The sequence below is a fragment of the Segeticoccus rhizosphaerae genome, assembly GCF_005222685.1.
GTDB lineage: Bacteria > Actinomycetota > Actinomycetes > Actinomycetales > Dermatophilaceae > Segeticoccus > Segeticoccus rhizosphaerae.
This window is the reverse complement of the sequence record NZ_SWMA01000026.1, coordinates 1-21,281: the sequence shown is the minus strand read 5'-3', so window position 1 is coordinate 21,281 and position 21,281 is coordinate 1. Positions and strand designations below refer to the sequence as shown.

Genomic DNA, 21,281 nt, shown 5'->3' with positions numbered 1-21,281 from the left:
GTCGTTCGTATATGTGAACATCGTCTCTGAATAGGAACAAGGTAGGAGGGGGCTCATGACGCTGTCAACGGCTTCGGCGCAATCTTCTGCGGCGTCTCACATCGTGGTCCTCGGGTATCCGGCCCGCCGCGCCGCTCTGGCCCGTCCCGTCCGTACGATGCGATAGGCGCCTCCCACCAGGCGGCCCCGACGCCCAGACCCCGGAGGCAGTTCGTGCACCTGAGCCCCACCGAGCGAGACCGGCTGCTGCTGTTCAACGCGGCGCAGCTCGCTCGTGTCCGCCGCCAGCGCGGTCTCCTGCTCAACGTCCCCGAGGCCACCGCGATCGTCGCCGACACCGTGGCCGAGGCGGCCAGGGACGGGTTGCGGCTGGCGGAGGCGATCGCCCGCGGCCGCGAGGTGCTGGGCGCCGACGAGGTCCTGCCCGGCGTGGCCGACGTGGTGCGGCAGGTGGAGGTCGAGGCGGTGTTCGCCGACGGGACCCGACTCGCTGTGGTGCCCGAACCCTTCGGTCCGGCAGGCGGTTCCGTCGAATCGCCCGGCGCCGTGCTCCCCGCGCAACCGGCCGCGGCCGCCATCGACGACACCGACCAGACGCACCTGACGGTCGTCAACGAGTCCCTGGTGCCGATCAGCGTCACCTCGCACTTCCACTTCTTCGAGGTCAACCCACGACTGCGGTTCGACCGGGCCGCAGCGTGGGGCACCCGGCTGGCGATCCCGGCCGGTTCGGTCCAACGCTTCGACCCCGGCGTGCCGACCGAGGTCGCCGTGGTGCCCATCGGGGGTGACCGGGTCGTGATCGGTTTCGCCGGGCTCGTGGACGGCCCGCTCGACGCCCCGGGCGCGCGCGAGCAGGCGCTCGAACAGGCCCGGGGCTGCGGCTACCTCGATGCGTCGGCGGCCGGCGGCGCGGGCCCGGGCACGGGATTGCCGGACGCGGGTGAGGACGGGTGAGCACGTCATACGGGCCGACCACCGGCGACCGGGTCGTCCTGGGCGACACCGGTCTGGTGGTGCTGGTCGAGCACGACTCCCAGAAGCCGGGTGAGGAGTTCGTCGCCGGCTTCGCCCGGACCGCGCGCGACGGCATGCACCTGCGCGCCGACACCGTCGCGGACACCTGCGACGTGGTCGTCTCCAACGTCCTCGTACTGGACCCAGTGCTGGGGGTCCGCAAGACCTCGATCGGCATCAGGCAGGGACGGATCGCGGCGATCGGGCGGGCCGGCAACCCGGACACCCTGGACGGCGTCGAGGTCGTCGTCGGCACCGGCACCGCGATCGTCAGTGGTGAGGGCCTGATCGCGACGGCCGGCGTCATCGACACGCACGTCCACCTGATCACGCCACGCGTCATGGAGGCGTCGCTGTCCTCCGGGGTGACCACGATCATCGGGCAGGAGTTCGGTCCGGTCTGGGGCGTCGGGGTGAACTCGCCCTGGGCGCTGCGCACCGCCTTCGCGTCGTTCGACGCCTGGCCGATCAACATCGGGTTCCTCGCCCGCGGATCCTCCTCTCGCCCGGGGCCTTTGGTCGAGGCACTGGTCGAGGGCGGCGCCTGCGGGTTCAAGGTCCACGAGGACATGGGGGCCCACGCACGCGCCCTGGACACCGCGCTCACCGTCGCCGAGGAACATGACGTGCAGGTCGCGGTCCACACCGACGGGCTCAACGAGAGTCTCTTCGTCGCTGACACCCTCGCGGCGCTCGACGGTCGGACGGTGCACGCCTTCCACGTCGAGGGCTGCGGCGGCGGCCACGCACCGGACGTGCTCAGCCTGGCCGGCGTGCCGACCGTCATCGGTTCGTCCACCAACCCCACCCTGCCGTTCGGTCGCGATGCAGTCGCCGAGCACTTCGACATGATCATGGACGTCCACGGCCTGTCCCCCGACGTGCCGACCGACCTGACCATCACCCGCGACCGGATCCGCGCCTCCACCATGGGTGCGGAGAACGTGCTGCACGACCTCGGAGTCATCCCGATCACCTCCTCGGACGCGCAGGGCATGGGCCGCGCCGGGGAGACGGTGCGCCGCACCTTCGGCCTCGCGGGCGTGATGAAGCGGACCAGGGGCGCCGAGGACCCGCGGCACGACAACGCTCGGGTGCTGCGCTACCTCGCCAAGCTGACGCTCAATCCCGCCGTGGCACATGGGATGTCACACGAGATCGGCTCGCTGGAGGTCGGCAAGATGGCCGACCTCGTGCTGTGGGACCCGGCCCGGTTCGGCGCCAAGCCCGAGCTCGTCCTCAAGGCCGGGTTCCCGGCCTGGGGCGCCACCGGCGACCCGAACGCCGCCATCGACACCGCCCAGCCGGTCGTGCTCGGGCCCCAGTTCGGCGGCCATGGCGGGGCGCCGGCCGAGCTGTCCGTCGCGTTCGTGAGCGGTTCGGCCCGCGACGCGGGCGTCGACCGGCTCCCTACCCGACGCCGGCGGGTGGCGGTCGAGCACACCCGAGGGATCGGCCTGGCACAGATGGTGCGTCACCGGGCCTCGGCGCAGGTGCGGGTCGCCCCGGACGGCGCCGTCGACCTCGACGGAGAGCCCATCTTCTGCGAACCGGCCGATTCCGTGCCCCTGTCCCGGTTGTACTTCCTGTGATGCGGTCCGGCGCGGCGGACCTCGCCCTGACCGGTGCCCCGGTGTGGACCGGCGACCGGTGTTCGCCCTGGACCGACGCGGTCGCCGTGCGAGGTGACCGCATCGTCGCGCTCGGGCTGGAGGCGGTGCGCGAGGTGACCGGACGTCATACGCGCGAGGTCCGCTCCACCGGCGGCCTGGTGGTGCCCGGCTTCCAGGACGCGCACATCCACCCGCCGGTTGCCGGGCGCAACCGACTCGGGGTGTGGCTGAACGAGCTCGAGGGGCGCGAGCCCTACCTGCGGCACGTCGCGCAGCACGCTGCCGACCACCCCGACGACGCGTGGATCATCGGCGGTGGCTGGGCGATGGAGCACTTCCCTGGCGGCACCTCGCGCAAGGAGGACCTCGACGCCATCGTGCCCGACCGGCCGGTCTTCCTGATGAACCGTGACGTGCACGGCGCCTGGGTCAACTCGCGTGCCCTCGAGGTGGCCGGGATGACCCGCGCCACCCCCGACCCGTCCGACGGGCGGATCGAACGCGACCCGGACTCCGGAGAGCCGTCCGGCACGCTGCACGAGGGCGCGGCCTACAGCTATCAGGACCGGTTCCTGCCGACGCCGACCCGCGCCGACTGGGCGGCGGCCATCCTCGAGTCGCAGTCCTACCTGCACTCGCTCGGCATCACCGGCTGGCAGGACGCCTGGGTGAGCCCGGCCACGCTGGACGCCGACACGTCGCTCGCCGAGTCGAGGGCACTGACCGCCCGGGTGGTCGGGGCCCTCTGGTGGGATCGCCACCGCGGGCTCGAGCAGATCCCGGAGTTGCTCACCCAGCGCGAGGGCGGCGCCGCACCCGGGTTCCACCCCACCACGGTCAAGATCATGGTCGACGGGGTGATGGAGAGCCACACGGGCGCGCTGCTGGAGCCCTACTGTGACGGCTGCGGCGGGCACACCGACAACGTGGGACTGACGTATGTCGAGCCAGACCTGCTCGCGGCGGCCGTCACCGAGCTGGACCGGTCCGGCTTCCAGGTGCACTTCCACGCCATCGGCGACCGCGCCGTGCGGACGACCCTGGACGCGATCGAGGCGGCGCGGCGAGCCAACGGCCGAGGTGACCTGCGCCACCACGTCGCCCACGTCCAGCTGGTCCAGCCGGAGGACGTCCCGCGCTTCCGCGAGCTCGACGTCGTCGCCAACTGCCAGCCCTACTGGGCCCAGCTGGAACCGCAGATGGACGAACTGACCCTGCCGTTCCTCGGCCGAGACCGCTCCGAGCGGCAGTACCCGTTCGGCGACTTCGTGCGTGCCGGCGTCCGGATGGCCATGGGCAGCGACTGGTCGGTGACGACCGCCAACCCGCTGGAGGAGATGGAGGTCGCCGTCACCCGGGTCGACCCCGAAAACCGTGACAACGCACCGTTCCTGCCTGAGCAGGCGATCCCCCTGGCGGTTGCCCTCGCGGGCTTCACCTCCGGGGCCGCCCACGTCAACCACGACGATGATGCGGGCACCGTGGCCCTGGGCAACCGCGCCGACCTCACGGTGCTGGACCGCAACCTGTTCGCCGAGGGCTCCGGCCCGATCGGGGACGCGCAGGTCGACTGCACCATCGCCTCGGGCGTCGTCGTCCACGAGCGGCCGTCGTCCTAGCGCCCTGAGAGCGCCGCGGCCGAAGGCGGGACGCTGCCGTCCGTGCTACGCCGGCACGGAGTCCCGCCGCAGGGCCCGCATCGCCAGCTGCGCGTGCAGGAGGGACCCGTCGGACAGGACCGAGTCGTCGAACATGGCCCGTGGGCTGTGGTTGTCGGCACCCTCGAGGCTCTCCCCCACGTGCGCGCCGAGGAAGAGGTAACAGCCCGGCACCGCCTCCAGCACCCGCGAGAAGTCCTCCGCGCCGGCGATCGGATCCGGCATCAGCGCCGACCGCTCCTCGCCGAACACGTCTCGCACCACCTCCTGCACGAAGTCTGCGTGCGCCGCATCGTTCACCGTCACCGGATACTCCTCGTGGAACTCGACGTCGACCTCGACGCCGTGTGCCGCGCCGATGCTGCGGCACAGCTCCGGTGCCAGCTGCCGCATCTGCCCGCGCGACTCGGACGAGAACGATCGGACTGTCGCCTGAAACAGCGCTTCGTCGGGGATGACGTTGTAGCGGGTGCCGGCGTGGAAGGCTCCCACCGTCACGACGACGGGGTCGAAGATGCTGAATCGCCGCGTGACCATGGTTTGCAGCGAGGTCACCATCTCCGCCGCGGCCGCCACCGGATCGCGGCCGAGGTGCGGTGCGGAGCCGTGTCCGCCTCGTCCGCGCACCGTCACGAACAGCGCGTCGCTCGCAGCCATCAACGTCCCGGGCCGGGTCGTGAACGTCCCCCGGGGGAAGCGGGAGGAGAAGACATGCATGCCGTATGCCGACCGCACCGGCCGCCCGGCAGCGCCCAACACGCCTTCCTGCAGCATGAGGCCGGCGCCGTCGCAGCCCTCTTCGCCGGGCTGGAACATCAGCACCACGTCTCCGGCCAGCTCTTCTCGGTGGGCGACGAGCAGTCGCGCCGCCCCCACCAGCATGGCGGTGTGCAGATCGTGCCCGCAGGCGTGCATCGCACCGTCGATGGCGGAGCTGAAGTCGAGCCCCGTGGCCTCGCTGACCGGGAGCGCATCCATGTCGGCGCGCAGCAGGACCGCTCCGTCGCCACCTCCGCCGCGGATCACCCCGGTCACCGAGGACAGCGCCTCGCCCAGCGAGATCTCGATGTCGAGTCCCTCCAGCTCCTGCACGACCGTACGCTGGGTGAGCGGGAGGTCAAGGCCCACCTCGGGCTGCCGGTGCAGCAGGCGGCGCAGGCGGACCAGGTCGGGAGCCAGCTCGTGCGCATCGTCGCGCAGCCGATCGTCGAGTGCCATCAGGGTCTCCTGTTACCGATGTGCGCGGACACGCCGGGGCCCGGCGTCGGTCCTGCACAGTAATATCGCTGAAGTCGCCACGGATGCAACGCAATACGCCGGGTGATTACCTGCTGGACACATCCATTGACCTGTCCCTCAGCCTGTGCAATGCTCGTTGCGATTTCCTGACACGAGGTCGCAGTCCAGCGTTCTTTCCTGCCACAGATGCCGCCCTGATCAAGGATGCCGAATGCCACGTCAGCAACTGCCGGACGACTCCTCCAACCCTGTTGCGCGCGAGCGCCCGTCACACCCTCGTGCGCGGTTCCGCCTTGCGCCCCTCGCGCTCGCGCTGGCCGGCACGCTCGTGGTCGCGGCCTGCACCACCGGGGGCTCGGGTGAGCCGGGCGGCGGCTCGAGCGGAGGCGGAGGCGGTGGCGGCACCAGCGGGGCGAGCGGCGGCGGAGGCGGTGGCGGCACGTTCGCCATCGGCATCGGCGTCGACCTCGACACCGTCGACCCGGCTCAGCAGACCACGACCACCGTGCAGAACGTCATCGACTACGGCCTGGAGACCCTGACCGAGCTCACCAAGGACGGCAAGACCACGCCCGGGCTCGCCACGTCGTGGAAGGTGTCTGCCGACGGCAAGACCATGACACTGAAGCTGCGTAAGGGCGTCAAGTTCCAGGACGGCACTGACTTCGACGCCAAGGCGGTCAAGTTCAATCTCGACCGGATCCGCGACCCCAAGGTGAAGGTGCCCATCGGTGGGGCGTTCCAGGTCATCAAGAACGTGAAGGTGGTCGACCCGCACACCGTTCAGCTGGACCTGAAGTACCCCGATCCCACCTTGATCAGCAACCTCGGAATCACCACGTCGGCGATCATCTCCCCCGCCTCCGCGACCAAGGACGGCAACTCCTACACCAACATCGTCAAGCCGGTCGGGACCGGGCCCTACACGTTCCAGAGCTTCAGCAAGGGCGACAAGGCGGTCTACCAGCGCTTCGACGGCTACTGGGGCAAGAAGCCCTACTACTCCCAGGTTGTCTTCCAGATCATCCCCGAGGGCAACTCGCGTGAGGCGGCGCTGCGTTCGGGCGAGGTCCAGATGATCATGAACCCGCCGGTCACCGACCTCGCGGCGCTGGACAAGGACCCGTCGATCAACGTGCTGAAGGCCCCGAGCGACCGCTCGATCTTCATCGCCTTCAACAACTCCAAGCCCCCCTTCGACAACGCCGAGGTCCGGCGGGCCCTCAACTACGCGGTCGACAAGAAGAGCATCATCAAGAACGTCCTGTTCGACACCGTCGACCTGATGGACTCCCCGCTGGCCTCCAGCCTGAGCGGCTACTGCAAGGTCGGCGCCTATGCCTATGACCCCGCCAAGGCCAAGCAGATGCTGGCCGACGCGGGCGCGACCAAGCTCTCGGTGACCTTGGGCACCCCGACCGGCCGGTACCTGCAGGACAAGCAGGCCTCGCAGGCGATCGCCGCGAACCTGCGCGACGTGGGTGTCGACGTCAAGGTGAGCACGACCGACTGGCCCTCCTACATCGCGGGGTTCACCAAGAAGGACGGACCCTACGACTTCCACCTGCTGGGATGGGCACCCGGCGCGCTGGACGCGGCCACGCAGTTCCAGATGTTCGAGAAGGCGCAGTGGCCGCCGACGGGACTGGCCACGGCCTTCTACACGGACCCGAAGGTGGAGTCGCTCATCGCGAAGGGGAACCAGGAGCTGGACGACCAGAAGCGCAACGACCTCTACTGCCAGGCGCAGAAGCAGATCTGGCACGACGCGCCGTGGCTCTTCCTGTGGAGCCAGACCCTCGACCTCGCCTACTCCAGCGACGTCGCGGGTATCTCCTACGTGCCCAACGAGAAGTTCGACACCATCTACGCGCACCCGGCGGGCTGACCCAGCCATGAGCATGCCCCGGAGGGCACGGGAGTCGCCGGGCAGGTTCGGCGGATAGGCGTGCGCGGGCTCTCGACCTACCTGATGGGACGGCTCGTCGCCGCCGTCATCACCCTGCTCGGGGTGAGCTTCGTGCTGGTGGCGCTCATCCAGTTCCTGCCGGGCGATCCTGCCCGCGTCATCGCCGGGCTGCGCGCCACACCCGAGCAGGTCGCCCGGATCCGGCAGCAGATGGGCCTCGACGAGTCCGTCCCGGTCCAGTTCTGGCGCTTCCTCGAGCACCTCTTCCACGGCAACATGGGCACCTCGGCGCGCACCGGCGACTCCGTGGTCTCGGAGATCACCGCGCGGCTCCCCTTCACCCTCGAACTGGCCATCCTCGGGACGCTGGTGGGTGTGGTCGCGGGGATCACGTTGGGCGTCATCGCGGCCACCCACAAGGACCGGCTGCTGGACAGCTTCGTCTCCATGGTCGGGGTCATGGGGATCTCGATGCCGGTGTACTGGCTCGGGATCCTGCTGATCATGCTCTTCTCGGTCAAGCTTCAGATGCTTCCGGTCTCGGGCGCGGCGACGCTGTCGAGCCTGGTCCTTCCGTCGGTCACGCTGGGCGTCTTCTCGATGGCCATCATCGCCCGCATGACCCGATCCACGATGATCGACGAGCTCGGCCAGGACTACGTGCGAACGGTGCGGGCCAAGGGCGTCGTCGAACGGGTCGTGGTCTACCGCCACGCGCTCCGCAACGCCTTCGTGCCGATCCTCACCGTCATCGGTCTGCAGTTCGGCACGCTCCTCGGCGGCGCGGTGCTGACCGAGACCGTGTTTGCGTGGCCAGGGATCGGCCGGCTGCTCGTCGACTCGATCAGCGCGCGCGACTACCCCATGGTGCAGGGCATCGTCTTCGTCTTCGCGGCGATGTTCATCGTGGTGAACATCATCACGGACCTGCTCTACACCGTCGTGGACCCGAGGGTGAGGCTCTATGGCTGAGATAGCGGTCCCGGAGAGCGGGGGCGGGGGCGGGGACAGCCTGGCCCGTCGCGAGCGTGCCCAGCTGCGCGGGCTGCGCACGCTGCTGCGCAACAAGGCTGCGGTGTTCGGCATCCTCGTGCTGCTGCTCTTCGCCGTCCTGGCCGCGGCCGCCCCCCTGCTCACCTCCTACGACCCCACCGAGCAGTCGCTCTCGGACGCCTTCCTCAAGCCCTCCGGAGCCCACCTGCTCGGCACCGACAACCTGGGCCGGGACATCCTGGCCAGGATCATGTATGGCGGCCGCTACACCTTGATGATCGGGGTGCTGGCGGTCAGCCTGGCCACCGCCATCGGGGTCCCGCTGGGCCTGATCTCCGGTTACCTCGGCGGCTGGGTCGACATGGTGATCCAGCGGATCGCCGACATCATGCTGGCGTTCAACCCCTTCCTGCTCGCGCTCCTGCTCGTCGCCGTGATCGGGGTGGGCCTCAAGAGCGTGATCATCGCGGCCGGCTTCGGCGTGGTGCCACAGTTCATCAGGCTGGCTCGTGGCCAGGCGCTGTCCTTGCGCGAGGAGGTGTATGTGCAGGCCGCGGATGCGTTCGGCTCCAAGCGGATGACCACGTTGCGCCGGCACATCCTGCGCAACTCCCTCACCCCGATCGTGGTCTTCGCCACCCTCAACATCGGGCTCACCGTCCTCGTCGCCGCCGGGCTGGGGTTCCTCGGCCTGGGCGTGCAGTCACCGACGCCCGAGTGGGGCACCATGCTCGGCGAGGCCCGGGAGTACATCTTCTACGCGTCATACACCTCGACGTTCCCGGGCCTCGCGATCTTCCTCGTGGTGCTCGGCTTCAACCTTGCCGGCGACGGCCTGCGCGACGTCCTCGACCCCAGCCTGCGGGCGTGAGAGGAGCCGACATGACCGAGCCCGTGATGTCCATCCAGGACCTGTCGGTCCGGTTCCGCACCCACGACAGCGTCGTCCGGGCGGTGGACAAGGTCAGCTTCGACGTCTACCCGGGCGAGACGCTCGGCGTGGTGGGCGAGTCCGGATCCGGCAAGAGCGTCACCATGCTCTCGATCCTGCGGTTGCTGCAGGAGTCGAAGCGGCTCGAGACCTCCGGGCACGCGTGGTTCGACGGCCAGGACCTGCTGGCGTTGCGGCAGAAGGATCTGCGCGCGATCCGCGGCCGTGACATCGCCCTGGTACCGCAGGACCCCATGACGTGCCTCGACCCCGTTTTCAAGGTCGGCAACCAGTTGAGCGAGGCGATCAAGGCGCACTTTCCCGGCAGCCGAGGCTCGTTGCGGCGCAAGGGTGTGGAGCTCCTCGACCTCGTGGGGCTACCGCAGCCGGACCGGCAGTACGACCAGTACCCGCACGAGTACTCAGGCGGCATGCGGCAGCGCGCGATGATCGCGATGGGTGTCGCCAACGACCCCAAGCTGATCATCGCCGACGAGCCGACGACGGCACTCGACGTGACCATCCAGGCCCAGATCATGGACGTGCTGCGGGAGGCACAACGCGAGAGCAACGCCAGCCTCGTGCTCATCACGCACGACCTCGGGTTGATCGCGGAGATGGCGGACCGGGTGGTGGTGATGTATGCCGGTCACGTCGTCGAGACCGGCGACGTCGCGACCATCTTCGCTCACCCTCGTCACCCCTACACGCTCGGGCTGATGGGCAGCCTTCCCCAGACCGGAGGCGACGAGAAGTGGTTGCGTCCGATCCCCGGAAGCCCGCCCAACCTCGCGGCCGTGCCGTCGGGGTGCCCGTTCCACCCGCGCTGCCTGTTGTCCAAGGGCCGGGAGATCTGTCGAACGGACCTGCCTGCCCTGGACACCGTGGAGGGTAGCCACCGGTCGGCATGCCACTTCAAGGAGGAGCTCGCGGACGAGGCAGCGCAGCTGCTGGCGCAGGCCGAGCAGATCACATGACCGACACCCAGACCCAGGCGTCCGCCGGTCGGCAGGCCTCCGACCGGGGGCCGATCCTGCGCGTGCACGACCTGGTGAAGCACTTTCCCATCACGAGTGGACTGCTGCGCAGACAGGTCGGGCAGGTCCATGCCGTGGACGGTGTGAGCCTCGAGCTGTCCGCCGGCGAGACCCTGGGGGTGGTGGGTGAGTCCGGCTGCGGCAAGACGACGCTGGGACGCACCATCATCAGGTTGCTGGAACCGACGAGCGGACGGATCGAGTTCAAGGGTCAGGACATCACGGGTCTGGGCAGTCATCAGATGCGGCTGCTCCGCCGCGACGTGCAGATCGTCTTCCAGGACCCGTTCGCGTCGCTGGACCCGCGGATGACCGTGCGCGACCTGATCGGCGAGCCGCTCCGGGTGCACGGCCTGCTCGAGCGCAGCGGTGGACGACGGCGGATCGGTGAGCTCATGGAGCTGGTCGGGCTGAGCCCGGAGCACGACCGGCGCTACCCGCACGAGTTCTCCGGCGGCCAACGGCAGCGCATCGGCATCGCCCGCGCCCTGGCCCTGAACCCCGACCTCGTGGTGCTCGATGAGCCGGTGTCGGCGTTGGACGTCTCGATCCAGGCGCAGGTGGTCAACCTGCTCCGCAAGCTGCAGGACGAGCTGGGGCTGGCCTACCTGTTCATCGCCCACGACCTGACCGTGGTGCGACACATCTCCGACCGGGTGTCGGTGATGTACCTCGGCAAGGTGATGGAGACCGGCTCGCGCGAGCAGGTCTACGGAAGCCCCAGCCACCCCTACACCCAGGCCCTCCTGTCGGCCGCCCCCATGCCGGACCCGACGTTGCGCGGCAGACGCGAGCGCATCGTCCTCGAGGGCGACGTGCCCAGCCCCTCCGACCCGCCGTCGGGTTGCCGCTTCCGGACGCGTTGCTGGAAGGCGCAGGACATCTGCGCCCGCGAGGAGCCGGCCCTGGTCGACCGTGGGCAGGGCCACCCCGTCGCGTGCCACTTCGCCGAGCCGGACCTGCGGGTGGCCTTCACCACCGACCCCGCCGCGCAGGCGGCGGACCGGCCCGGTGCTGCCGCCGACACGCAGGCCGCCGGCCCGACCGACGACATCTCGCCCAGGTGACCCCTGGGGAAGCGTTACCGACGCCAGGAGGAGCGACATGACCCGGACGGTCTTGCACGGCGGTCTCGTCTTCGACGGCAGCGGCTCCCCGCCGCAAAGGGCCGACGTGGTGATCGAGGACGACCGCATCGTCGAGGTCGGCCTCGGGTTGGACGCCGACGTCGCGGTCGATGTCAGCGGTGCCACGGTGCTGCCGGGGTTCTTCGACTGCCACGTGCACGTCATGTCTTCCGGGGTGGACCGGATGCGGCATCTGGTTGAGCCCTTCTCCTACCAGTTCTACACGGCTGCACGGAATCTCGCCGCCACGCTCGCCACGGGCGTCACGACCGTGCGGGATGCCGGAGGGGCCGACATGGGCGTGCGCCAGGCGGTCGCCGACGGGCTCATTGCCGGTCCCAACCTGTTGATCGCGGTGAACATCATCGGGCAGACGGGTGGCCACACCGACGGATGGTTTGCCTCCGGCTACGACATGCCGCTGGCGCTGCCCCACCCCGGCAGGCCGGCCGCCCTCGCCGACGGTGTCGACGAGCTTCGCAAGGTGGTCCGCACGCTGCTGCGGGCAGGCGCGGACGTGATCAAGATCTGCACCACCGGTGGGGTGCTCTCGCCGTTGGACGACCCGACGCATGCCCACTTCCGGCCGGAGGAGATCGAGGCAGTGGTCGCCGAGGCAGCGGCGGCCGGGCGCGTGGTGATGTCGCACGCCCAGGGCACCGTGGGGATCAAGAACGCGATCAGGGCGGGTGTGCGGTCGATCGAGCACGGCATCTACCTCGACGATGAGGCGATCGACCTGATGCTGTCCCACGGGACCTGGCTGGTGCCCACACTCGTCGCGCCTCGATCCGTCCTCGCGGCCGCCGCTGCGGGCGCCCAGCTGCCTCCGGCGGTGATCCACAAGGCCAGCGAGGTCGTGGAGGCCCACCGCGACTCGGTGCGCGCCGCCGTTGCCGCCGGCGTCAATGTCGCGATGGGCACGGACAGCGGGGTCGGGCCACACGGCCGGAACCTCGACGAGCTGCCACTGATGCGGGACTGCGGGATGTCTCCCGAGCAGGCCCTCGTCGCCACCACCTCGGGCGCGGCGCGACTGTGCGGCCTGCAGGACCGCTTGGGCCGGCTTGCGCCGGGCCTGACCGCCGACCTCGTCGTCGTCGACGGCGACTGCCTCGACCTAGACGGGCTGGCCGGGCGGATCCGTGCTGTCTGGCAAGGGGGCCGGGCGGTGGTCGGCACCGACGGGGGCTCGACCGGCTGAGCTGCAGTCGGGAGCCGGGGTGCTGCATGTTCTGCCGTCGGCCGGGTAGGAGGCCTCCTCGAGAGGAGGCGTCATGGTCGAGCAAGCGGCGCAGGAGACCGGCGGCTTCATCAGGGGTATGCGGGAGAGCGGCAACGGCCTGCTCCTGCGGATCTGCAGCATTGCGGCCATCGGTGGGCTGCTGTTCGGCTACGACACGGGCGTCATCTCCGGGGCACTGCTCTACATCAAGGACGACCTGCACGCGGGCAAACTGGCCCAGGAGTGGATTGTCTCCTCATTGCTCGTCGGCGCGATCGTCGGCGCGGTCCTGTCCGGTTACCTGGCCGATGCGATCAGCCGCAAGTGGACCAAGGTGATCTCCGGATGCGTGTATGTCGTGGGTGCCCTCGGCTGCGCCTTCGCCATGAGTGTCCCGATGCTCATCGGCTTCCGGTTCGTCCTCGGGCTCTCCGTGGGGACAGCGTCTTTCGTGGCTCCGCTCTACATCTCCGAGGTCTCGCCGCCACGCGTTCGCGGCGGCCTGGTCTCGTTCAACCAGCTCGCCGTCACCTGCGGCATCCTCATCTCCTACCTGGTCAACTTCGCGTTCAAGGACGTGGACAACGGCTGGCGCTGGATGCTCGGCGTGGCGGTCATCCCCGGTGCGGTGCTGGCTGTCGGCATGCTGACCGTGCCGCACACGCCGCGCTGGCTGATGTCCCGGGGCCGTGAGGACGAGGCCAGGGGGGTGCTCGACGAGCTGCGTTCGGACGACCCCGACGCGGATGTCGAGCAGGAGATCGAGGACATCAAGGAGGCCAACCGCACCGAGGGCGCGGCCACGGTGGCCGACCTGGTGAAGCCGAAGATCCGGCCGCTGCTGTGGGTCGGCATCGGTCTGGCGGTCTTCCAGCAGTTCGTCGGGATCAACACGGTCATCTACTACGCCCCCACGATCCTCGCGGACACCGGTCTGACCAAGAGCAGCTCGGTCACCCAGACCGTCTTCGTCGGTGTCACCAACGTGGTCTTCACCATCATCGCGGTGCTGCTGCTCGACCGCGTGGGGCGGCGCACGCTGCTGCTCACCGGCACGATCTGCCTGACCCTCTCGCTGATCCTGCTCGCCGTCTACTTCACCTCGAGCACGTTGCAGCAGGACGCGCCCTACCTCGCCCTCGTGGCGCTGCTGCTCTACATCGCCTCGTTCGCCGTCGGCCTGGGCCCGGTGTTCTGGCTGATGATCTCGGAGATCTTCCCGGTCGGTGTCCGCAGCAAGGCGATGTCCGTCTCGACCGTGGCCAACTGGGGCGCCAACCTGCTGGTGGCCTCGACCTTCCTCACCCTCGGCTCGGCGATCACGCGACAGGGCACCTTCTACCTCTACGCGGGCCTCGGCATCCTGGCGATCGTGTTCTTCGCGGCACGCGTCCCGGAGACCAAGGGCCGCACCCTGGAGGACATCCAGGCGGACCTCACCGGCGCCAGCGAGAGCCGGGGCTGAGCGGGCACCGAACACCGAGCACCGGCGGGGCGAGACGGCTGCCGCTCGACCTGCGACGAACGCGCACCAGGCGTACTTTCAAGTCGGAGGCGATCGTCATGGCTGCTCACCGACACCTGGAGCCCGTTGACGGCAAGGGCGGGGCACGCTCCCCGGGAGGCCTCGCCAGCGGCACGCTCAGCATCCCCGAACTGATTGCCAACAACATCGCCGAGATCGCACCGGCGATCGCCTCGTTCTTGCCATCTTCCTGTTCCTCGGCGCCAGCGGCTCGTCGCCGCTCGCTGAGGAGGCGCGCAACCCGCGCCGGGCGATGCCGCGCGCCATCTGGGCGGCCACCGGAGTCGCCTTCTTCATCTACGTCTTCATGGCGTGGGCGATGGTCGTCGGCATGCACGGAAGCGCGAGCAGGCTTGCCGGCGCCGCGTTTCCGTTCGTCGGTGCGACGATCGCGGCTTCCTCGCCCCTGCAGTACCTGCTCTACTTCGCCGGCTTCACGAGTGCGATGGGCGTGCTCTTCGGCACGGGCAACGCCGTCGACTACACCGCCACCCTCGCGACCGACCTATCCATGGTGGTCTTCATCGTCACCAACATCGCCACCATCCCCGACTTCTGGACCCGGCACCGCGACGAGTTCTCCTGGCTGCGCCACGCCGCGGTGCCGATTCTCGGCGTCATCGCCTTCGGCTACCCGCTCTACGAGTCGGTGCTGCCGAGCCAGGCGGCTCCCTACAACTGGTTCGGCATCGCCATCCTCGTCGCCTACGGCATCTCGTTTCTGTCGGGCCTGGCCGGGACGCACCGGATCGGGGACATGGGACAGCGCCTCGCCGACGACGTGGTCGAGGAGGCGCTGCCCGGGGCGGCCTGACCGGCCGCCTCAGCCGATCGCGGTCAGTACCCGGTCGAGTGCAGCGACAGCCTGTCCGAGCTCCTGCGGCGTGACGGACAGGGCCGGCCGGAACCGGACCGACCGCTCACCGCAGCCGAGGGCGAGGACCCGCTCGTCGTCATACAGGCACCGCAGCACCTCGTCGCGCTGCGCGGTGTCGGGCAGGTCGAGGGCGCACATCAGCCCGCGGCCACGCACGTTGCTGACTGCCGGGTGCCGCGTGGCGAGCTCCTGCAGGTCGGTGAGCAGGCCGGCCCCGAGCTCCGCGGCCCGTTCGATCAGCCCCTCCCGCTCGATGATCTCGAGCAGGCGCCGCGACCGGACCATGTCGGTGAGGCCGCCGCCCCAGGTGGAGTTGATCCGGCTCGCCACGTGGAAGACGTTGTCGGCGACCTCGTCGACACGGCGGCCGGCCATGATGCCGCCGAGCTGCACCTTCTTGGCGAACGCCACGATGTCGGGCTCGAGCCCGAGCTGCTGGTAGGCCCAGGCCGTACCGGTCAGACCGACGCCGGTCTGCACCTCGTCGAGGATGAACAGCGCGTCGAACTCGTGGCACAGCGCCTGCATCGCCTGCAGGAACTCGGGCCGCAGGTGGTTGTCTCCACCCTCTCCCTGGATGGGCTCGGCGATGAAGCAGGCGATGTCGTCGGGGTTGGCCTCGAACGCGGCGCGAGCCTGTTCGAGGGCGTGGCGCTCGGCCTCCTCGACCTCGGCCAGGTGGTCTTCGAGCGGGAAGACGACGGCGGGCACGTCGATGCGCGGCCAGTCGAACTTGGGGAAGCGCGCCACCTTCACCGGGTCGGTGTTGGTGAGCGACATGGTGTAACCGCTGCGCCCGTGGAAGGCCTTGGTGAGGTGCATGACCTTGGTGCCGAGGTCGGGCGACAGCCCCTTGGCCTCGTTGCGGCGGCTCTTCCAGTCGAAGGCGGTCTTGAGCGCGTTCTCGACGGCGAGCGCCCCACCCTCGACGAAGAACAGGTGCGGCAGCGCGGGGTCACCGAGCACGCGGGCGAAGGTGTCGACGAACTCCGCGTAGTGGGTCGTGTAGATGTCGGAGTTGGCCGGCTTGTTGGCCGCCACCTCGGCCAACAGCGCCATGAAGTCGGCGTCGTCGACCACCCCGGGAGGGTTGAGCCCCAGTGGCGCGGAGGCGAAGAAGCTGTAGAGGTCGAGATAACTGTCCCCGGTCGTGGCATCGACGATCCACGACCCGTGGCTCGCCTTGGCGTCGAGCACCAGCGCGAAGCCGCCGGTCAGGATGTGCTGAGACAGCGACTCGTGGACCTGGCCGGCCGCGACGGATGGATGGCGTGTGCTTACCTCTGTGCTCGTCATACTTCCATTTTAGACGGGTTTGCACGGGAAATCATCCCGTCTGATGCGCTGATTTCCCTCGTTTGGTGCGCGAGCAGCGTGCCACCGCACCGGGCCGTTCTAGCCGAGTCCGAGCCGGCGGGCGACCTGTCCCCCGCCGATCTCGCGGACGTCGGCAGGGTCCCCGACGACCACCAGCCGGTCGGTCGCACGGGACATGCCGACATACAGCCGCTCCCTCGACCGCTCACGGGTGTGCTGCGAGTTGAGGCACAGGACCACGGCACGGCGCTCGAGCCCCTTGCACCCGAGGACGTGGCCGTAGAAGACGTCATCCTCCTCCCAGAAGGACCGCCAGTAGCCGTCCTGCCCGAGGGTGGCCTGCCGCTCCTCCTGCACCGGGTGCCGACGGCCCGTGGTCAGCAGCGCCACGTCCTTGGCCGGCCAACCCTCGTCGAGGAGCGCCTCGACCTGCTCGTCGGCCACCTCCACCGCCGTCTCCGCGGTCGCCGGAACGAAGCCGACGTCCGGCCCCTCTCCACCGCGCAACGTCATCCGCATCGGCGCCATCGGCCCGAAAGCCTCCGCGATCTGCGTCGTGTTGCGCAGGTTGTGGTCGAGCACCAGTGGCACGAGCGGTACCGGTGGCTGGCCGAATCGGGCGAAGATGCGCTGGTTCTCGTCGGAGTAGACATAGAGTCCGCCCTGCTCCTCGTCACGCAGCGAGCGCATCAGCGGCGTCCACCACGTGTCGGCGAAGTCCTGCGCCTCGTCGACGATGACCGCGTCGAACCGGTGCCCCTCGTCGAGTCCGTCCGCCAGCGTGCTCATGATGGCCGGCAACCCCTCCTCCCAGAAGGTGCTGTCCTCCCGCGACCCGTCGGGCGCGCCCCACGAGCGACCCAGCTCGTGGAAGGTGCCCACGAAGGCCGGGCGGTGCCGCCGGGGCGCAGCCGCGATCTCCCTCTTGAAATGCGTGGCCAGCCCGATCGAGTAGCAGACCAACGCGACCCGCTGCGCCTTGACGTCGCCACGCCCGCGGGTGAGCTCCTTGGCCTGGGTCAGTGCCAGGACGGTCTTCCCGCTGCCGGCGCCGCCTCGCACCTCAACGCGGTGCAACAGCCGAGTCACCTTGAGCAGCACGGCCTGCTCCTGGGTGAGCCGCTCCGCGACGGCCTCGCGCTCGCCTGCCTCTGCCATGACGTCCGGCGCGGGCAGGTGGCGCCCACGCAGGATGTCGACGATCAGGTCGATGTCGTCCGCGGACGGCGCCCGGTAACGCGTCTCCTGCCGGTCGGCGACATCCCGCAACCGGCTCGCCAGGTCGTCCTGGTCCTCGCGTCCGTGCACCGCCCACCGGGGGCAGTCGGGCATCGCGAAGTCCTCGGCGAAGCTGGAGTAGGGCGCCACCACGCTGTGTGCCCAGCGGATCCGGGTGCGAGACGAGTCCCGCCACCTCGGGTCCTGCTCGACGTAGGTGCGCAGCGCGTACTTCGACGAACGCGCCTGGTCCACCGGGTCGATGGGCACGTCAGAGGAGCTGCGGCGCTGACGCCACTGGTCACCGTCGACCCACACGCTGCCGCCCTTGACCTCGACGACGACGATGCCGGCGCCGGGCATCAGGACGATCAGGTCCGCCTCGTGGTCCTTCTTCTCATCGGTGAGCCGCACGCCCGCCAGCACGGTGTCGTCGTCACGCAGGGTCGCCACGAGCCGCGCCCACACCTCGCGCTCGGACTCAGTGGTGAAGACCGGCATCGCCGGAACCGACCGTGCAGACGGCATCTTCGCTCCCCTTCGTCGTGGTCGAGTTGGTAGGAGCGAGTATGCCGTCCACTACTCACAACCGACGCCGTCGCCGTCCCGGTCGAGGTGCCGCGCGTATCCGGGGTCACCGCGATGGACGGGTGCGGCCCCGGCCGCCCGAGCAGCGTCGCAGTTCGTGTAGTAGACCGGCGCGACAGGGTTCTTCGGGATGGAGACGAGCGGTGCGGGAGGTGCCGGGTGCCGCGTGCGTTCGGGGCGGGGCGTCCGGTGCAGGGGCCGGGCGGGGGCCGCGCTGCGGTCCGGCGCAGGTGTGGCCCACCGCGCCGTCGTGGGCAGCGGCTCACTGGTGCACCGGCCGAGGATGCGCGCGATGGCGTCACGCTCGGGCGGGGTGACCCACAGGTGATAGCGATGTTTCACCGCGACCTGCCTCGCGACATACAGGCATCTGATCGCCTTGTTGGAGGGGAGCCAAGTGGCGGCGTCGCCGTCCTGCTTCTGCATGTTCGCACGGCCCTGGACGGCCCAGAGGTTGAGCGGATCGCCGGCGAGGTCCTGCCGCCGGTCGGCGGACAGCTGCTGCCCACCGGTCTGCCAGGCGTTGCTGAGCGCGACGACGTGGTCGATCTGCACCTGGCTGCTGGTGCCGACGCCACGGGCGAAGGCGATGGTGGTGGCGGTGTAGGGGTCGGCGAGCGTGCCCGTGAGCACGACGCAGCCGTAGGTGCCGGGTTTCAGGTGGACGCGACGCAGGTCGCGGCGCAGCACGTCGTTGCGGGTGTCGCAGCCGTTGTGACCGCCCTGCACGCTCACGTCATCGGTCCAGGCCGAGCCGAATCGGGCTCGGTCGTAGCCGGTCTTGGGCGCCCTGCCCTTGACCGGCAAGGTGGCGAGGACGGCCAGCGCGGTGCCCGGGCGGGCGGTGGCCGGTGGCTTGTTGACCGGCGTCGCCGACGTCGCCCGCTCCGTGCGGCGCGCGGCGGCGTGGCCGGTGGTCTCCTCCGACCCGACGGCGCCCGCCGCTGTCGGCTTCCTGCGCGAATCGTCCGACGTCGACTTCGCAGTGGAGCGTTGGGTGGTCCGGGCGCCTGCGGTCGGCCCCGCACTCGCACCGGCGGTGGTTGACGACGCGGCACCGTGGCGCTGCCCGGCGGTCCCGCTGTGCCCGCCGGCCGGCCCGGTCTCCACGACGTGGTCCGGCGTGTGCAGATCGGGCACGGCGGCCGGCGTGGCCACGCCCGAGCCACACGCCACCAGGCCGAGCCCGAGTGCGCCGAGGAGCAACCCCTCGAGGGCCGAAGTCTTGCGCACCGCCAGTCGCCTTCCTCATGCCGTGGGCAATCGTGCCGCGCCATGGGAATGCGCCGTGAGCCCGGCGATTCGAAAGGACTCCGGGCGATCCGGTGCGGCTGCCTCGATGCTACGGAGGGCCTCTGACAGCGACCATCGTCCGTTCAGCCGATGGTGGCGCGGGTTCTGACTCCCCAGAATGTAGTCACGGACACTGAGCACACGGGGGAGACAGGGCGATGCGTGACGGGATCGACCAGGCACTGAAACCAGTGCCTGCGCATCGAGCGCTGGGCGAGCACCGACGCCCACGACTCGTCACGCGCCGGCTCGACCTGCTCCTCACGCCTGCGGAGCAGCAGGCCTGGGTGCGCGACCGGATCGCCCTCGTGGACACCCCGACTCGGCTGGACGCCTCCCGTCATCGGATTGCCCGGCGCCCTGACTACCACCGCCTGGTCGAGCAACCGGACTTCGAGTTGCTCGCAGTCGTGCTGCGCGTGCTCACCCAGACGACGATCCCCCGCCCGCGCGCCACGGAGCGACGGTTCTGGTCACTGAGCGCCATGTCGGATGCACCGACCGGTGAGCCGGCGTCGTGCGTGTCCAGGTTGGCCACCTTGTCCGTGCGGGACCTCGCGACCGCTGTCTTCGCGCGGCACCACGACCATCCCGACGAGATCCAGGGCCGGGTCTGCGTGTCGCGCGCCGCCCTCGAACGCAGCGTGGGCTCGCTCGACGTCTTCCAGAACGCATGGCCTGAGCTGCTCGTCGCGCCGGGCACCCTCGAGCCGGAAGCGGGTCCGGACGTCTGCACGGTCTACTTCCTGGACGCCACGCACCTGCTGGAGGCGCTCATGGACGACCGTCACGACCTCGTGCAGGCGGCGCGGGTCCTCAACCTGCGTCTGATGCGGCAAGGACCGACCAGTCACCGCAACGGGCACTGCATGGACCTCGCCGACCACGTGGTAGGCCGGCCGTTCGCGCACGACACCGCCTGACCTGACGCCACCGCCCGCGGTCCTTGCCGCGGAATGCGGTCAGCCGAGCGCGTCGGCGATCGGCACCTCACCGTTGTTGAACTCGATGGTGCGGCCGATGGTGGCAGGGTGGTCGAGGACGTATGCCGCGACCGCAGCCACGTCGTCCCGGCTCACCTCACCCTTCGGGATACCGTCGCCGGTCTCGATCCGTCCGGTGCCGAGCTTGTCGAGCAACCGGCTCGGGCCCAGGATGGTCCAATCGAGCCCGGTCGAGCGAAGGTGGTCGTCGGCAGCTGCCTTCGCTTCCGCATACGGGAAGAACGGGTTGTCCTCCGGCACGCCGTGGTGCGGGTGGTCGTAGATGTACGACACCATCACGTAGCGGTGCACGCCAGCGGTCTCCGCGGCGGTCATCGAGGCGATCGCGGCGTCGCGGTCGACCGCGAAGGTGCGTTCGGGCTTGCCGCCTCCGGCGCCGGCCGACCACACGACCGCGTCCATCCCGCGCAGGTGCTCGGCCATCCCCTCGGCGTCCAGGTGCTCGACGTCCGCCACCAGGGCCGTGGCGCCGGTCGCCTCGACCTCGCTGGTGTGGTCAGGGTTGCGGATCCACGAGGTCACCTCGTGTCCCGCCCGCGTGAGCAGGGTGCTCAGCCGAAGTGCCACCTTGCCGTGTCCACCGATGATCGCGATATGTGCCATACCCGCCACCCTACGGACCTGGTGCCATGACTGTGTCCCCGCCCGAGTTGGGGCGGGGTGGGGCTGGGAGTTCAGGGTTGCCAGGCGAAGGTGCCGTCGTCGTGGCG

The 21,281-nt window shown here is 69.8% G+C and carries 17 protein-coding genes; 12 read left to right on the top strand and 5 right to left on the bottom strand.

The annotated features are described in order from the left end of the window. Positions 1-213 precede the first annotated feature (213 nt). From ureA to FCN22_RS15660, 3 genes are read left to right on the top strand one after another with little or no spacing between them, the layout of a single operon-like run. A complete protein-coding gene (gene ureA / locus FCN22_RS15670) occupies positions 214-957 on the top strand; it encodes an urease subunit gamma (protein ID WP_137122500.1) in 744 nt (247 codons plus the stop codon). Next, on the top strand, positions 954-2,609 hold the full coding sequence (locus FCN22_RS15665; RefSeq protein WP_137122499.1) for an urease subunit alpha: 1,656 nt from the start codon (positions 954-956) through the stop codon (positions 2,607-2,609). The genes ureA and FCN22_RS15665 overlap by 4 nt, the downstream gene beginning before the upstream one ends. Beyond that, positions 2,609-4,249 (top strand): amidohydrolase, encoded by a 1,641-nt coding sequence (locus FCN22_RS15660; RefSeq protein WP_137122498.1) that lies wholly within the window; start codon positions 2,609-2,611, stop codon positions 4,247-4,249. Before FCN22_RS15665 ends, FCN22_RS15660 begins: the two co-directional genes overlap by 1 nt. Positions 4,250-4,294: 45 nt before the next feature. Here the strand turns inward: FCN22_RS15660 and FCN22_RS15655 are convergent, their stop codons facing one another. Next, positions 4,295-5,506 carry a M20 metallopeptidase family protein gene (locus FCN22_RS15655; protein WP_137122497.1) on the bottom strand — a complete coding sequence of 404 codons (1,212 nt, stop codon included), beginning with the start codon at positions 5,504-5,506 and terminating at the stop codon, positions 4,295-4,297. A 232-nt stretch (positions 5,507-5,738) separates the two neighbouring features. Here FCN22_RS15655 and FCN22_RS15650 point away from each other — a divergent pair, with 232 nt between their 5' ends. The 8 genes from FCN22_RS15650 to FCN22_RS15615 all read left to right on the top strand — a co-directional run bounded on the left by FCN22_RS15650 (position 5,739) and on the right by FCN22_RS15615 (position 15,088). After that, positions 5,739-7,415 carry an ABC transporter substrate-binding protein gene (locus FCN22_RS15650; RefSeq protein WP_137122496.1) on the top strand — a complete coding sequence of 559 codons (1,677 nt, stop codon included), beginning with the start codon at positions 5,739-5,741 and terminating at the stop codon, positions 7,413-7,415. A gap of 60 nt (positions 7,416-7,475) precedes the next feature. Continuing rightward, positions 7,476-8,408: an ABC transporter permease gene (locus tag FCN22_RS15645; RefSeq protein WP_202911618.1), complete on the top strand. Its 933-nt coding sequence runs from the start codon at positions 7,476-7,478 to the stop codon at positions 8,406-8,408. Then, complete coding sequence (locus tag FCN22_RS15640) at positions 8,401-9,300, top strand: ABC transporter permease (protein ID WP_137122495.1); 900 nt, start codon at positions 8,401-8,403, stop codon at positions 9,298-9,300. Before FCN22_RS15645 ends, FCN22_RS15640 begins: the two co-directional genes overlap by 8 nt. Positions 9,301-9,311: 11 nt before the next feature. Beyond that, positions 9,312-10,337, top strand: a complete 1,026-nt coding sequence (locus tag FCN22_RS15635; protein ID WP_137122494.1) for an ABC transporter ATP-binding protein — start codon at positions 9,312-9,314, stop codon at positions 10,335-10,337. After that, positions 10,334-11,464: an ABC transporter ATP-binding protein gene (locus tag FCN22_RS15630; RefSeq protein ID WP_137122493.1), complete on the top strand. Its 1,131-nt coding sequence runs from the start codon at positions 10,334-10,336 to the stop codon at positions 11,462-11,464. The genes FCN22_RS15635 and FCN22_RS15630 overlap by 4 nt, the downstream gene beginning before the upstream one ends. 37 nt (positions 11,465-11,501) lie before the next feature. Then, positions 11,502-12,728 (top strand): metal-dependent hydrolase family protein, encoded by a 1,227-nt coding sequence (locus FCN22_RS15625; RefSeq protein WP_137122492.1) that lies wholly within the window; start codon positions 11,502-11,504, stop codon positions 12,726-12,728. 73 nt (positions 12,729-12,801) lie between these two features. After that, a complete protein-coding gene (locus FCN22_RS15620; protein ID WP_202911617.1) occupies positions 12,802-14,214 on the top strand; it encodes a sugar porter family MFS transporter in 1,413 nt (470 codons plus the stop codon). 244 nt (positions 14,215-14,458) lie between these two features. Beyond that, positions 14,459-15,088, top strand: a complete 630-nt coding sequence (locus FCN22_RS15615) for an APC family permease (RefSeq protein ID WP_137122491.1) — start codon at positions 14,459-14,461, stop codon at positions 15,086-15,088. Positions 15,089-15,097: 9 nt separating this feature from the next. Here the strand turns inward: FCN22_RS15615 and lat are convergent, their stop codons facing one another. The 3 genes from lat to FCN22_RS15600 form a co-directional block, all read right to left on the bottom strand. Then, on the bottom strand, positions 15,098-16,447 hold the full coding sequence (gene lat / locus FCN22_RS15610; protein ID WP_137122490.1) for an L-lysine 6-transaminase: 1,350 nt from the start codon (positions 16,445-16,447) through the stop codon (positions 15,098-15,100). 99 nt (positions 16,448-16,546) lie between these two features. Then, positions 16,547-18,214, bottom strand: coding sequence for a nuclease-related domain-containing DEAD/DEAH box helicase (locus FCN22_RS15605; protein WP_137122489.1), 1,668 nt, complete (start codon positions 18,212-18,214; stop codon positions 16,547-16,549). Positions 18,215-18,265: 51 nt separating this feature from the next. Next, a complete protein-coding gene (locus tag FCN22_RS15600; protein WP_238384779.1) occupies positions 18,266-19,507 on the bottom strand; it encodes a GmrSD restriction endonuclease domain-containing protein in 1,242 nt (413 codons plus the stop codon). A 218-nt stretch (positions 19,508-19,725) separates the two neighbouring features. Here FCN22_RS15600 and FCN22_RS15595 point away from each other — a divergent pair, with 218 nt between their 5' ends. Beyond that, on the top strand, positions 19,726-20,490 hold the full coding sequence (locus FCN22_RS15595; protein WP_137122488.1) for a hypothetical protein: 765 nt from the start codon (positions 19,726-19,728) through the stop codon (positions 20,488-20,490). A 39-nt stretch (positions 20,491-20,529) separates the two neighbouring features. Here the strand turns inward: FCN22_RS15595 and FCN22_RS15590 are convergent, their stop codons facing one another. Then, complete coding sequence (locus tag FCN22_RS15590) at positions 20,530-21,174, bottom strand: SDR family oxidoreductase (protein WP_137122487.1); 645 nt, start codon at positions 21,172-21,174, stop codon at positions 20,530-20,532. Positions 21,175-21,281 lie beyond the last annotated feature (107 nt).